Source organism: Aureimonas sp. Leaf427 (assembly GCF_001425485.1).
Taxonomy (GTDB): domain Bacteria; phylum Pseudomonadota; class Alphaproteobacteria; order Rhizobiales; family Rhizobiaceae; genus Plantimonas.
In genome coordinates this window covers 41418-54593 of the sequence record NZ_LMQW01000013.1, presented here as the reverse complement: position 1 = coordinate 54593, position 13176 = coordinate 41418, and the positions used below count along the sequence as shown (strand labels likewise).

Below are 13176 nucleotides of genomic sequence, written 5' to 3'. Positions count from 1 at the left end.
CGATCGGATCAAGAAGGGCGAGCCGCTCTTCGAGATCGAGACCGACAAGGCCGCCATGGAGATCGACGCGCCGGCCTCCGGCACGCTGCGCGACGTGACGGGCGCCGAGGGGATCGACATCTCCGTCGGCTCGCCCGTCGCCTGGATCTATGCCGAGGGCGAGGCCGCTGCGCCGTCGAGCGGACAGCCGACGCCGCAGCCGCTCGTCGGCCCCGATCCCGACGTCGAACTCGATGCCCGCCGGGCGGAAGCCGGCGAGGTCGCCGCGCTGACCGGCGGGACGAAGGAAGCCGCACCGGCAGAGCCGGGCGCACTCGCGGAGACGCGCCGCGGCGTGCGCGCGACGCCGCTCGCCCGGCGCCTGGCGCGCGAGCGCGGCATCGACCTCGCCGCCCTCACGGGACGCGGGCCGCAGGGCCGCATCCAGCGCGAGGATGTCGAGGCCGTCGCCGAGGCCGCCCCGGCTTCCGCCCGCGCCCCGGATGCGCCGACGCCGGCGCCTGTCGCCGCCCGTCCCGCCTCCGCTTCGGCACCCACGCCCCGGCGCTCGCCGGAGAGCGGCGCGGCGCCGCTTCATCTGGTCTCCCTGCGCGAAGGGCAGGGGACGCCGATCGTCCTCATCCACGGCTTCGGCTCGGAAAGCGCGAGCTGGCGGCCGCTCTTGGCGGAGCTTGCGAAGGTCGAACGACCCATCCTCGGCGTCGATCTCGCCAGGCACGGCGCGTCGCTGGAGGCGCGGGCCGATGGGTTCGACGCTCTCGTTGCCGGTGTGGAAGAGACGCTCGGCGCGGAGGGCATCGGCGCCTGCCATCTCGTCGGCCATTCGCTGGGCGGGGCTGTCGCCGTGGCGGTGGCGGCCGGGCTCNGGGGGGGGGGGGGAGCCGATGGGTTCGACGCTCTCGTTGCCGGTGTGGAAGAGACGCTCGGCGCGGAGGGCATCGGCGCCTGCCATCTCGTCGGCCATTCGCTGGGCGGGGCTGTCGCCGTGGCGGTGGCGGCCGGGCTCGGCCTCGACATACGCTCGCTGATGCTGATCGCGCCGGCCGGCTTCGGCCCCGACATCGACACCGGCTTCATCGAAGGCTTCGCGCGGGCGACCGACGAGGCGCCGATCCGCACCTGGCTCCGCCATCTCGTTGCCGATCCCGCGGCGATCCCGGAGGGTTTCGTGCGCGCGACCGCGCGCGGCCGGGCCGACGGCCGTCATGCCGAGGCGCAGACGGCGATGGCGGCAGGCCTCTTCTCGCAGGGCACGCAGCATTTCGAGGTGCGCAGCCGCCTCGCCGATCTCGCCATGCCCGTGAANCGAGGCGCAGACGGCGATGGCGGCAGGCCTCTTCTCGCAGGGCACGCAGCATTTCGAGGTGCGCAGCCGCCTCGCCGATCTCGCCATGCCCGTGAAGATTGTGGCGGGGGCCGAGGACCGGGTCGTGCCGATCCGGCACTTCACAGGCCTGCCCGGCACGATCGCGCTGCACGTCTTCCCGCAGACCGGCCACCTGCCGCAGATGGAACGGCGGGGCGAGGTGGCGAAGCTCCTGCGTCAGCTCGTCCGATAGGGGCCGGAGGCCTCGTCGCTTCGTCTTGTTGATCGTCAGCGTTCGGCACCTTGCGCGGCGGCCTGCGCCAGAAGCGTCGCCAGGGCTGCCTCGGTGAAGTCCGCATCGTCGAGCTCGTCGAGAAGCCGGGAGTGGAAGACCAGCTGCCCCGGAGACATCCGCATCGCGTCGTCGTAGCCCCTCGCCCGAAGCCGGGCCGCGATCTTGACGAAGACGACTTCGAAGCTGTCCCAGCCTACGTCGCGTCCGGAACGACCTCGACCCGCACGGGGCATCTTCAGGTCGACCAGATCGTGGCGGATGCGGTCGATCGTGGAGGGGGTGGCGTCCAGTGAGTGGGTCATGCCCGCTGCTCCTGTGCCAGCGCCTGGCCGATGGCGTCGTAGGAGGCGAGCGGACGCTGGGCGACCTTGTCGCCGGCACCGAGAAGGATTGGGCCGAGCTCGCTCTGGGCGTCATAGCGGCGGCGCCCGGCATGGATCGTGCGACGGTCCGGCTCGATGCGGCGGCCATGACGGCCTTCGAGAACCGCATGGGCGGCGATCAGCGTGCCGTCCTCGAAGATCCGGACCTTGTCGGCCAAGGTGTGGACCTCGACGGTGCGGCGGCGTGTGGCGTCGGGCACGGAGTAGAAGTTGCAACCGACGCTGACCATGCCCTCCCGGCTGATGCGCCGCTCGAGCTTCAGGACCGACCGGAACGGAGCCCGCCGCAGCGGTCGAAGAACCATGCGTTCCTCGGCGAAGGCCTCCGTGACGACCCGGCACGTCGTGGCGTGGATTCTCGGGTTCGGTACGGGAACGAGCGCGGCGCCGCACGACGCGCAGCAGGGTGTCGTTGCTCACCGGCAGCATGAGCCGGGCAGCGAAGATGGCACCGGGTCTTCCGCCGACGGGAACGAGCGCGGCGCCGCACGACGCGCAGCAGGGTGTCGTTGCTCACCGGCAGCATGAGCCGGGCAGCGAAGATGGCACCGGGTCTTCCGCCGAGAGCAAGGCCGAGATGGTGGACGATCCCATCCATCCGCCCGGTGCGACGGGCTCGCTCCGGCACGGTCGAACCGAAGCGCTCGGCAAAGATCCTCTGGCGGCAGTCCAGCCCGTCACAGCCGAAGCGACGCGCCACAAGATGAAGCTGGGCACCTCGAAAAACGATGTCGCTTTGCGTTTGGGGGGGCTGACGCAGCCTTTGGCGATGACGCGAGCCGACGAGGTTGATGATGTCTCGCTCAGGAGACGCCGATTGGCGCTCCTGGCGGCGATTTTGACCTCATGCGGGCACACCGCGCCCCTGATGCCAGACGAAGCGCGTGAGATTGTAGGCCAGGTTCGCCATGCCGATCTTCACCTCGGCGCGCACGATGCCGATGGTGCGGATGAACAGCTTCATCGGCCCCTTCTGGCGGGCGAAGACGTGCTCGACCGCGGAGCGAACCTTCGAGCGCCGGCCATTGGCGCGTGACGTGCGCTCGCTCATCGCTCGCCCCTTCGGCTTCTTGCGGTGAATGTCGGAAACATAGCCGTTCTCGTCCAGCCATGCCTCGTTCTTGGCCGACCGGTAAGCGGTGTCGGCCCAGACCTTCGATCCGGTGTTTGAGCGATCGAGAACATTCGCAAGCTGTGCCCCGTCCCAGGCCGCTGCGCTCGTTGCCGACCATCCGCGGATGAAGCCATGGCGCCGGTCGATCGAGGCGTGGTTCTTGTAGCCGAAGGCCGGCACCGCAATGTCAATGTGCTGGGCCTTTCCCTCCGCCGCCGGCTTGGCCTTGGAGAACTTCACCGTCCAGCGGGCATCGCGATCCTTCTGCCCAAGCTTGGCCGGCTTGTCCTTCCAGGCCTCCGGCACCTCGCCGGCCTTGATGGCTGCCTTCTCATCCTCGGTGTTCCTCTGCTTGGGCGCCGCGACGATCGTGGCATCCACGATCTGCCCGCCCATGGCGAGGTAGCCAGCCCTGGCAAGGTGCTCGTCGAACCGGGAAAACAGGGTCTTGATCGCGCCAGCCTCGGCCAAGTGCTCGCGGAACAGCCAGATCGTCTTGGCGTCCGGCACCTTCTCCGCCATCCCAAGCCCGAGAAAGCGCATGAACGACAGCCGGTCCTGGATCTGGAACTCCGCCTGGTCGTCAGAGAGGTTGTAGAGGGCCTGAAGCACCAGGATCTTGAACATCAGCACTGCGTCATAGGGCGGTCTGCCGCCCTTTGCCCCGTCCGATCGCCTCAGCGCCTTTGCCAGCGGTTTCCTGAATACCTCAAAGGGCACGATCGCATTCAGCTTCTCCAGCGGATCACCCGCTTCGCTCAGCCGGACATAGCGCTCGTCGACGTCCCAGAACCCAGGCTGTCCCCGCATGCCATCCTCCCGAACTCCGTCAGAACGAGATCCTTCGTCAGGAGCGCGAGATCCTGAAGCGGGCCGCGACTTTTTTCGCCAAGGAGGGAAGTCGATGAGGTTCCGCCTCATCGATGCGGCGGTCCTTGGCGTCAGTCCGAGCGGCTACTTCGCCTGGAAGGACCGCCCGGCCTGTCACCGTCAGCGTACCGACCTGATACTGCTCGCGCATGTCCGCTCGGCTTTTGCTCTATCGAACGAGACTTATGGCAGCCCGCGCATGGTGCACGAACTCCGCGACAACGGCTTAGGGATCGGGCGCCGGCGCGTTGCCCGCCTGATGCGCGAGAACGGTATGAAGGCGCGGCAGAAGCGACGGTTCAAACGCACCACGGACAGCCTGCATGCCTTTCCGGTCGCGCCGAACCTCCTTGACCAGGACTTTACGGCGACCGGTCCGAACCGGAAGTGGGGTGCGGACATCTCCTACGTCTGGACGCGAGAGGGCTGGCTGTACCTTGCCGTCGTCATCGACCTGTTCGCCCGACGCGTCGTCGGCTGGGCTACCGGCGATCGCCTGCACAAGGAACTGGCCCTGTCAGCCCTGCGCCGAGCCATCACCGTACGGCGTCCGCCTGCCGGTCTTGTTCACCACGCGGACCGCGGCAGCCAGTACTGCTCCCTGGACTACCAAGCCGAACTGCGCCGGCACGGCATTCGGATCTCGATGTCGGGCAAGGGAAACTGCTACGACAACGCCATGGTCGAGACCTTCTTCAAGACGCTCAAGGCCGAACTCGTCTGGCGCGCCGCCTTCCAGAACCGAGCTGAGGCGACAGCCGCGATCGGCCGCTACATCGACGGCTTCTACAACCCCGTCCGGCGCCATTTGGCGCTCAACTTCATCAGCCCGCTTCAATTCGAAAGGCGGGCCGCGTAGAACCGAAAACGCTCTCCACAAATGTGGGGCAAGCCCACAGCTTGAATTCGCAGAGGCTGAGGTCAGCTCTTCCACATGCAGGAAGCGGGGATTATCTCGTCGCCGCTTCTTTCCTCACGAATGTCTCTGCTGGAGATTCATTTTCGGTGTGGCAGACGGCTTCGCTGTTCGCATCGCTACCCGATCATGGATCGCAAAACCGAAATGCTATATCCGGAGGATAGGGTTCCCACAGCGTCTTGTAGCGGGCAAGAGCGGGAACACTCAGATGGATTCGAGGGGTTCGTCGCGCCAAGTCACTGGAATGATATATAGAAGCGCCAGTTGCATAAGATTCGTTATGGAACCTCGTCAGGGGATCAAAGTGCGTTATAGCGCTGAGCCGATACGGTCGATGAAATCCCGCACTGGACCATCGGCGTCAGGATCTATCACAGTGAATTTGCCGAAAAGGAAAAGATTACCAACGATCGAACTCGCCATCCGGGGTTCCAAGAATGGCGGCCGGCATCTCGACGCCGCTCGCCCGAAGCGAAGGCTGAGGTAGGCAACGGGATATGGCCGATCGGTTCGCGCAGCCGGCGGCTGTCGGCCCAAACGACCCATTCGACCGTAGCGAACTCCAGGGACTGGCCACGTAGCTGTCGCGCCTTCGCCGGAAACAGCTGGCAGCGTCTACCGCGTGGTCCTCTACATGATCTCGATTGTCTCGGCAGCCACCAGCCCAGCGGGACGATTCAGCGCGGGAGCGCAACCGGTCTGCATGATCTTCATCGCGACGTTGTTGCCCTTGACGCATTTGCCCGGTCGGCAGTGCGTCTGTCGCCATGTCTGTCGCCGATAGCACCCACGCGTGGCCACACCTCATTATCGAAATTTACGACTTGACGAAGCACGCGGGCAAACCTAGACCTGTCCTTGTCCGGTCTGTACGGACAATACGGACGTGTGGTACATGCGTCCTGGGGAGAAGAGCTCAGTTGCGGGCTCAAGAACAGGATAGACCCAATGTCGATGGAATTCCGCCTGCGTCGTACGCTGCCGAGCGACCGCGTCGCGATCATCATGCCGGTCGACCATGGGCTCATCTTCGACCGCATCGAGGGCTTGGAAACGCCCTCGGCTCCGTTCGCTGCTTGGGCGGACAACGACGTCACCGGCTTCATGATGACTCCCGGTCAGGTCAAGCAGACAGAAAAGTTCTTCGCTGCCCGCCCTCACCTGACGCGCGTTCTCACCATCGACACCTACTATGAATTCCGCGAACTCGACGGCAGCGGATCTCACGGCCTGATCACGACGGTCGAGGAGGCCGTTCGGATGGGCGTCGACGCCGTCAAGATGCTGTTTCCTTGGAACATGTCCAAGGCGGAACGGGTGGCCATGTGCACACGCGTCGGCAAAGTGATCGCGGCCTGCGACCACTGGGACATCCCGCTCGTTCTCGAGCCGGTCATCATGGGCGCCCCTCGCTCGGAGGACGTCATCATCGAGGAGGAAAAGGTCGCGCGCATCGCCTACGACCTCGGTGCCCACATCATTAAGATCGCCTTCCCCGGCGAGGAGCGCACGAAGCGACTGGTGGACGAGCTAAAGGTGCCTTTGGTCATTGCGGGCGGACCGCTGGCCGGCGATCCAAGCGAGACGATCGACGCAGTCGCCCAGACCATCCGCTCCGGAGCGCGCGGCGTGATCGTCGGGCGGAATATCTGGCAGCGCGAACGCAGCCAGGCTGAGCGGGTGCTGGGCGAGGTGGCCAAGCTGACGCGCAGCGTTCGCTTCGACGACTGATCTCCAGACGCATTCGGCCGATGGAACATCGGATGTCCACCGTTGCTCCGAGACATACTATCTTTGTCCTCGACCAATATGAGCAGGTCCCCGAATAGGGCTTGCGCCGAGGTCGCAACAAGCCGTACTGTACGGACAACACGGACAAGAATTGATGAGCCAGCAAGCCGCGATCGACCGCCTCGGTTCGGAACCTTATTATCTCCAGCTCCACCGACTGGTGGAGCAGCAGATCCAGAACGGTACGCTGGCGCCAGGCGAGCGGCTTCCATCGGAAAGCGAACTGTGCCGCCGGTACGACCTGTCTCGCTCGACCGTGCGCGAGACGATGAGAAGCCTGCAGGAAAAGAAGGTCATCAAAATGGTGCCCCGACGGGGGGCCTTCGTCCTTGATCCGGAACAAAGGGGCTGGCGCCTCCAGGTGCCGGCGGGCTTCTTCGAAACAGAGGTCACCCACAACAATCGGAATGTGGAGACGAAGACCATCCGAGCGACCCTGGAGGTTCTTCCTCCCGAGATCGCAAAGGCATTGAAGCTTGGCGCAGACGAAAAAGGATTCGTCCTGGCGAGACTTCGTCGCCTTGACGGTCGAGTGGCCCTCTACTCGGTGAACTACATGCTGCCGATGGTCCAGGAGCTGTTGATTCCGAGCGGTGTCGTTGAGGGGCGCGCCTCTTTGAACAGGACGCTCGTGGAAGCTGGCTTCTCCGTGTTCGGCGCACGGCGGTCCGTTGCCGCAGTGTTGGCAGACGAGAAACTGTCCGGGTTGCTCGAGGTGAAGATTGGCGCCCCGCTGCTCCTGGTCACGTCGATTTCTTGGACGAAGGACGGACGGAACTTCGATTACTACACGTCGTGGATTCGCAACGACGTGGTGGAGGTCACGGTCGAAGCGGAGGCAGATCCGCAAGACGCTTAAACCCGCCGATCAAGGCGGTTCTTCTGGGAGGAAGCACATGAACAGGATCTCGAGCGGGCGCGCCCTTCGCGCTCGGATGGCGAAGCTTTGTCTCTACGCCGCGACTGGGGCGCTGATCGCGGCCGGCGCGGCCTCGGCGCAGGAGAAGACCTCGCTGACGATCGCGATGGCGGCGAACCCGCAGATGCAGGTCGCCGAGCGTCTCATTGGTGAGTTCTACAAGACGAACCCGGACATCCAGGTTAACTTCCAGATCCTTCCCGAGAACCAGCTGCGCCCGACGGTCCTACGCGACGTGGCGACGAAGTCGGGCCAGTTCGACGTCGTCATGATCGGCGCCTACGAGGTGCCGCTCTGGGCGCAGAAGGGATGGATCGTCAACCTCAGCGAAAAATACGTCCCCTCGGCGACCGACTGGAAGCTCGACGACCTCAACAAGCCGATCCTCGACCTCATATCCAAGGATGGCAGCCTCTATGCCACGCCGTTCTACGGCTCCTCATCCTTCATGTTCTACCGCAAGGATCTGTTCCAGGCCGCCGGCCTGACGATGCCCGAGCATCCGACGTGGGACCAGGTCGCGGAGTTCGCCGCCAAGCTCGACGACGATGCCAAGGGCGTCTCCGGCATCTGCCTGCGGGGCGTTCCGGGCTGGGGCCAGAACCTTGCGCCGCTCACCACGGTCATCAACACGTTCGGTGGTCGCTGGTTCGACGAGAACTGGCAGCCCCAACTGACCTCGCCGAAGACCAAGGCAGCGATCGAGTTCTACGTGGACCTCATCCGCGAGCACGGCCAGCAGGACGCGGCGACCGCCGGCTGGCAGGAATGCCTCCAGCTCTTCTCACAAGGGCGCACGGCCATGTGGTACGACGACACGGTCTTCGCAGGTCCCGTTCTCGACCAGTCTTCGGCCGAACTGAAGCCGAATGTCGGGTTCGCACTCGCTCCGAAAAAGGAGACCGAATACAGCGGCTGGCTATGGGCATGGGGTCTAGCGATCCCGGAGACGAGCCAGCACCAGGATGCGGCCTGGAAGTTCATTTCCTGGGTGACGAGCCCCGAGTACATCGCGCTCGCGGGCAAGGAAGCGGGATGGGACCAGATTCCGCCCGGCTCGCGCAAGTCGACCTACGCGATCCCCGAGTACCAAGCGGCAGCGAAGGACTATGCTGACCTGACGCTGAAGTCGATCGAGGAGGCAAACCCGCAAAAGCCGACGGTCGATCCCGTGCCCTATACCGGGGTGCAATACGTCTCGATCCCTGAATTCGAGCAGATCGGCGACTTCGTCTCACAGCAGATATCCGGGGCGATCAGCGGCCAGCAGACCGTCGACGAGGCCTTGAAGACCAGCGAGGACCAGATCCGTCAGATCATGACGGATGCCGGCTACATCAAGTGATCCCGATGTCCGGAGCCGCTCCCCGCGGCTCCGGGCACTCCGGCAAAGGTCCCGCTCCATGACCGATATATCGATGACATCCTCGGCACCGGCCAGCCGTCCTCCCGTTTCCGCGTCGCGCCGCCGCGAAGGCTGGAACCGGCGCCTGCCGCTCCTGCCGGCCATGGCGTTCGTCCTCGTCGTGACACAGATCCCGTTCGTGCTGACGCTCTACTACAGCGTCCAGAGCTGGAACATGGTTTCGCTGAACCCGCCGCGGCTCGTCTGGTTCAGAAACTTCATTGGTGCATTCGGCGACGCCGTTTTCCTGCGCGCGCTCGCCAACACGGCCATCATGACAGGGTCGATCGTCGCGCTGTCGCTCCTCGTCGGCGGCCTCCTCGCCCTCGGTCTCAATCGAGCCTTTTGGGGACGCGGGCTTGCGCGCACGCTCGCGATCACGCCCTTCTTCCTCATGCCCGTGGCGGCGGCGCTGTTCTGGAAGACCGCCATATACGACGCCAATTTCGGATTGCTCGGCTGGGCGACCTGGGAATTGGGACTGGGACGCGTCGGCTGGCTCACCCAGTATCCGAAGCTCTCCATTATCCTCGTCACCGCTTGGCAGTGGTCGGCCTTCGCGCTTCTGATCCTTCTGGCCGGGCTCCAATCCTTTCCCGAAGAGGTGCGCGAGGCCGCCGCCGTCGACGGCGCCAGCCGCCTCTATGTCTTTCGCCGGCTCGAGTTGCCGCACTTGAGGCCCTTCATCGAGCTGACGGGGCTTCTAACGGCGATGTACGTCCTCGAAAACTTCGCGGCCGTCACGATCCTCACCGGCGGCGGTCCCGCCTACGCGACGACCAACCTCTCCTACTACGTGTATCTCCAGGCCTTCAGCGCTTTCGACCTCGGCCGGGCCTCCGCCTACGCGATCGTCACGCTCGTGATCGCGATCCTGCTCGTCAGCCCGCTTCTCAGGGTCGTGTCCGGCCTGTTCAAGGAAGGAGGCCGCTGATGGCCCGTCCCGTCGCCCGAGAACGCAAGGGCTTTTCCGCCGCGGTCTTCACGCTCCTCACCTGGGCGGGTACGCTGCTGATGTTTGCCCCGGTTGCCTGGATGCTCCTGACGAGCTTTAAGACCGAGAACGACGCGATCGCGTTCCCGCCCAAGCTCTTCTTCGAGCCGACTCTGGAGCACTACGCCCGAGCGTTCTCCAGCGGCTTCGTCGACTTCCTCGTGAACTCGCTCGTCGCCACGCTCGTGTCGACCTTCGTCGTGATCGTGCTGGCGGTACCCGCAGCCTACGCCCTGTCCGTGCGCCCGGTGCGCAAGTGGCGCGACGTTCTCTTCTTCTTGATCTCGACCAAGATGATGCCGCTCGCGGCGGGCATCGTGCCCCTCTACCTCGTGGCGCGGACGGTGGGGCTGCTCAACAGCACGACGCTGCTCGTCATCGTCTACATCTCGATGAACCTGCCTCTCGCGGTCTGGATGATCCGCTCGTTCATGGCGGAGATTCCAAGGGACGTGTTCGACGCGGTGCGCGTCGACGGGGCCGGCAAGCTCCGAGAGCTCCTGTTCATCGTCATGCCGCTCATCCGACCGGGCATCGCCTCGACGGCGCTTCTTTGCGGCATCTTCGCCTGGAACGAGTTCTTCCTGGCGGTGAACCTGACCACCACCAACAGCACCCTGCCGGTCTTCCTGCAAAAGTTCCTGAGCTTCGGACAGCTCTACAACGCGCAGGTCGCCGCGGTCGCCATCCTTGTCAACATCCCCGTCGTGGCAGCCGGCTGGCTTGCCCAGAAGAGCCTGACGCGCGGCCTCACCTTCGGAGCGGTCAAATGAGCCTCACGGACAAACTGTTCGAACGGAACGGGCGAGACGCCATGCGCGCCATCGAGGTCGGCGAGGATCATTCGATCAGCGTGATCGCCGTCGCCGTGCCGACGCCGGCTCCCGGCGAGGTGATCGTTTCGCCCGTCTGCTGCGGCATCTGCGGAACCGATCTCCACATCGTTCGGCACGGTTTTCCGGGAACGCGCTATCCGGTGATTCCGGGTCACGAGTTCGCCGGACATGTGACGGCCGTCGGTTCCGATGTAAGGGACATCAAGGAAGGCGACTTCGTTGCCGTCGATCCGAACGGGACGTGCGGTACCTGCCGCTGGTGCAAGGCCGGCCGTCCGAACCTTTGCCTCAACCTCTTCCCGCTCGGCGTCGCCCGGCCGGGAGCGTTCGCGGACTTCGTCGCCGTTCCCGCCCGCAACGCCTATCGCGTCCCGGAATCGATCGGCCACTCCGTGGCGGCGTTGATCGAGCCGCTGGCCTGTGTCCTGAACGCGGTCGCGGCTTCCGGCGGCGTCAAGGACCGCACGGTGCTCGTCATGGGCGCCGGGACGATGGGCCTCCTTCTTGCCGTCGTATGCCGCAAGCTCGAGGCGGCGTCGGTCACGGTCTGCGACCCCGCGGTGGGCAAGCACGCGGTCGCCCGCAAGGCGGGGATCGAGAACGTGGCGATGCCGGACGGACTTGGCTCCTCCCTCTTCGAGGTGGTCTTCGAAGCGGCGGGCGTCGCACCCGCGCTGGTCGCAGGCGTCGGCCGTCTCGACGCGACGGGCACGCTCGTGCAGGTCGGCGTCCACAACGAGGAGGATCGGGTCGGCCTGCCGCCGTTCCTCATCTACGAGAAGGAACTGCGCATCGTCGGCTCGAACTCGCTGGCGGACAAGTTCCCGGCCGCCGTCGAGTTCATGCCCGACATCCGCGACGAGGCGTCGGCGCTCGTCACCGACACCTATAGCGCCTGGGACTTCGCCGCGGCCGTCGACAACATGGCGAAGGGCGCATCCGTGAAGACGCTTCTGACATTCCCGGGCCCGTCGAGATGACGCAACTGTGCTGCGGACTCGATATTGGCTCCACGAACCTCAAGGCCGTTCTCGTGGACACAGAGGGCCGCGTGCGGTGGGCCAAAGCCGTCGCCACACCGAGGATCGAGGACGGCATCGGGCCCGCGACGTCGGCCGAGGACCTCCTGCGGTCCGCCGAGGACCTGATCGTCGAAGGATGGAGAGAGGTCGGCGAAGGACTGCCGCTTCGCGCCGTCGCGACCGCGGGCGTAGGCGAAGACGGCCTGCCGCTGACGGGCGACCTCGTCCCCGTCGCAACCGCCGTTCCCTGGTTCGACGAGCGCGCCCGTGCCGAAGCGGGGGAACTCGCCCGTGGCGACGCCGCCTCGGAGAGGCTCGGTCTTCATATCGACCGGTTCCGGACGGTAGCCAAGTGGCTATGGCTGTCCCGGCATCGGCCGCAGGACATCGCGGATGGGAGAATCTGGATCGCGCTGACGGATTATCCTGCCGTTGCATGGAGCGGCACGCCGTTCGTCAGCGAAACGCTGGCTGCCCGAACCGCTGCCTACGACGTTTATGGCCGCAACTGGCACGCACCGATGCTTGAGGCCGCAAAAGCACCGCGCCTTCCTCCGGTCGTGCCGGCCGGGACGGTCGTGGGAACGATGCGCCCGGGGCGGCTGCGCCGGACGGGCGCCGCCGATGCCGAAACCGTCGTCGTAGCCGGTGGGCACGACCATCCGGTCGCGGCCTCCTACATCCGGCGCTTCGAGCCGGATGCCGTGGTCGATTCGATGGGCACGGCCGAGGTCGTCTACGGAGAAGCCGAACCCGGAGCGGTTCGACCGCTGGATCCCAGGTTGGCCTTCTCCGTTCCGGTCCTCGGCAGCCCGGGCCTGTCGTGCCTCGGTGTCTTCGAGCTCGCCTCGGCCCTGGCGCCCTACCGGAGCGGCGTCCACGGGGACCTGGTTTCCGCCCTGCTGTCGGGCGAGACGCCGAAGCCCGTCCCGGCTCCCGCAAAACGCTCCCTGGTCGGCCAAGACGCGGTCCTTCCGTCGGCTTCGAATCGCAACGCCGCACTCGTCGCAACGCAGGAGGCTGTCCGCGGGACGATCCGGCGAAGCGCCTCCCTGATCGAGGCCGTGGGCGCGACGGGAGACGTCTACACGACCGGCGGCTGGTCGCGCTCCGACCGCTTCCTGCAGATGCGGGCCGACATGTTCGGGAGGACGATCCACCGCTTCGACGAGAACGAACTGACCGGAGCCGGAGCCGCCCTCATCGCATGGGCTGCGATCAGCCCGCGCGGCCTTTCGGCCTTGGCGCGTCCCGCCGTCCGCAGCTTCGCCCCTGCAACCGCAACGAATGTCAGCTGATCCACGACGGCACGGACCGACGGG

The 13176-nt window shown here is 65.7% G+C and carries 10 protein-coding genes and 3 pseudogenes; 9 read left to right on the top strand and 4 right to left on the bottom strand.

Annotated features, from left to right (window positions below):
• Positions 1 to 7: 7 nt before the first annotated feature.
• Positions 8 to 865 (top strand): annotated as a pseudogene (locus tag ASG62_RS28020) (alpha/beta fold hydrolase); the annotation flags it as partial.
• A gap of 729 nt (positions 866 to 1594) precedes the next feature.
• On the opposite strand, the gene ASG62_RS11680 reads toward ASG62_RS28020, so the two are convergent.
• From ASG62_RS11680 to ASG62_RS11670, 4 genes and pseudogenes are all read right to left on the bottom strand, one after another.
• Entirely contained in the window at positions 1595 to 1903 is a 309-nt protein-coding gene (locus ASG62_RS11680) for a hypothetical protein (protein WP_056690846.1), read from the bottom strand.
• A complete protein-coding gene (locus ASG62_RS11675) occupies positions 1900 to 2289 on the bottom strand; it encodes a Mu transposase domain-containing protein (protein ID WP_056690849.1) in 390 nt (129 codons plus the stop codon). Before ASG62_RS11675 ends, ASG62_RS11680 begins: the two co-directional genes overlap by 4 nt.
• A gap of 170 nt (positions 2290 to 2459) precedes the next feature.
• Positions 2460 to 2696 (bottom strand): annotated as a pseudogene (locus ASG62_RS27570) (ISL3 family transposase); the annotation flags it as partial.
• Positions 2697 to 2828: 132 nt separating this feature from the next.
• The gene (locus ASG62_RS11670) at positions 2829 to 3908 is read right to left on the bottom strand and encodes an IS5 family transposase (RefSeq protein ID WP_056690850.1); all 1080 of its coding nucleotides are present in this window, start codon (positions 3906 to 3908) and stop codon (positions 2829 to 2831) included.
• Positions 3909 to 3925: 17 nt separating this feature from the next.
• Between ASG62_RS11670 and ASG62_RS11665 the strand changes: the two are divergent.
• The 8 genes and pseudogenes from ASG62_RS11665 to ASG62_RS11630 all read left to right on the top strand — a co-directional run.
• Positions 3926 to 4827: pseudogene (locus ASG62_RS11665) on the top strand (IS3 family transposase); the annotation flags it as partial.
• Positions 4828 to 5835: 1008 nt separating this feature from the next.
• The gene (locus ASG62_RS11660; RefSeq protein WP_056690852.1) at positions 5836 to 6618 is read left to right on the top strand and encodes a class I fructose-bisphosphate aldolase; all 783 of its coding nucleotides are present in this window, start codon (positions 5836 to 5838) and stop codon (positions 6616 to 6618) included.
• Between the two features lie 154 nt (positions 6619 to 6772).
• Positions 6773 to 7537 carry a GntR family transcriptional regulator gene (locus ASG62_RS11655; RefSeq protein ID WP_056690855.1) on the top strand — a complete coding sequence of 255 codons (765 nt, stop codon included), beginning with the start codon at positions 6773 to 6775 and terminating at the stop codon, positions 7535 to 7537.
• Between the two features lie 37 nt (positions 7538 to 7574).
• The gene (locus ASG62_RS11650) at positions 7575 to 8942 is read left to right on the top strand and encodes an ABC transporter substrate-binding protein (protein ID WP_056690857.1); all 1368 of its coding nucleotides are present in this window, start codon (positions 7575 to 7577) and stop codon (positions 8940 to 8942) included.
• A gap of 58 nt (positions 8943 to 9000) precedes the next feature.
• Complete coding sequence (locus ASG62_RS11645; protein ID WP_056690862.1) at positions 9001 to 9936, top strand: carbohydrate ABC transporter permease; 936 nt, start codon at positions 9001 to 9003, stop codon at positions 9934 to 9936.
• Positions 9936 to 10769 carry a carbohydrate ABC transporter permease gene (locus tag ASG62_RS11640; RefSeq protein WP_056690865.1) on the top strand — a complete coding sequence of 278 codons (834 nt, stop codon included), beginning with the start codon at positions 9936 to 9938 and terminating at the stop codon, positions 10767 to 10769. The genes ASG62_RS11645 and ASG62_RS11640 overlap by 1 nt, the downstream gene beginning before the upstream one ends.
• Positions 10766 to 11812 carry an alcohol dehydrogenase catalytic domain-containing protein gene (locus ASG62_RS11635; protein WP_056690868.1) on the top strand — a complete coding sequence of 349 codons (1047 nt, stop codon included), beginning with the start codon at positions 10766 to 10768 and terminating at the stop codon, positions 11810 to 11812. Before ASG62_RS11640 ends, ASG62_RS11635 begins: the two co-directional genes overlap by 4 nt.
• A complete protein-coding gene (locus tag ASG62_RS11630) occupies positions 11809 to 13152 on the top strand; it encodes an FGGY-family carbohydrate kinase (RefSeq protein ID WP_056690872.1) in 1344 nt (447 codons plus the stop codon). The genes ASG62_RS11635 and ASG62_RS11630 overlap by 4 nt, the downstream gene beginning before the upstream one ends.
• Positions 13153 to 13176 lie beyond the last annotated feature (24 nt).

Coding starts and splice junctions, on each gene's coding strand:
- ASG62_RS11680 (WP_056690846.1), bottom strand. CDS start 1,903: ATGACCCACTCACTGGACGCCACCCCCTCCACGATCGACCGCATCCGC.
- ASG62_RS11675 (WP_056690849.1), bottom strand. CDS start 2,289: ATGGTTCTTCGACCGCTGCGGCGGGCTCCGTTCCGGTCGGTCCTGAAG.
- ASG62_RS11670 (WP_056690850.1), bottom strand. CDS start 3,908: ATGCGGGGACAGCCTGGGTTCTGGGACGTCGACGAGCGCTATGTCCGG.
- ASG62_RS11660 (WP_056690852.1), top strand. CDS start 5,836: ATGTCGATGGAATTCCGCCTGCGTCGTACGCTGCCGAGCGACCGCGTC.
- ASG62_RS11655 (WP_056690855.1), top strand. CDS start 6,773: ATGAGCCAGCAAGCCGCGATCGACCGCCTCGGTTCGGAACCTTATTAT.
- ASG62_RS11650 (WP_056690857.1), top strand. CDS start 7,575: ATGAACAGGATCTCGAGCGGGCGCGCCCTTCGCGCTCGGATGGCGAAG.
- ASG62_RS11645 (WP_056690862.1), top strand. CDS start 9,001: ATGACCGATATATCGATGACATCCTCGGCACCGGCCAGCCGTCCTCCC.
- ASG62_RS11640 (WP_056690865.1), top strand. CDS start 9,936: ATGGCCCGTCCCGTCGCCCGAGAACGCAAGGGCTTTTCCGCCGCGGTC.
- ASG62_RS11635 (WP_056690868.1), top strand. CDS start 10,766: ATGAGCCTCACGGACAAACTGTTCGAACGGAACGGGCGAGACGCCATG.
- ASG62_RS11630 (WP_056690872.1), top strand. CDS start 11,809: ATGACGCAACTGTGCTGCGGACTCGATATTGGCTCCACGAACCTCAAG.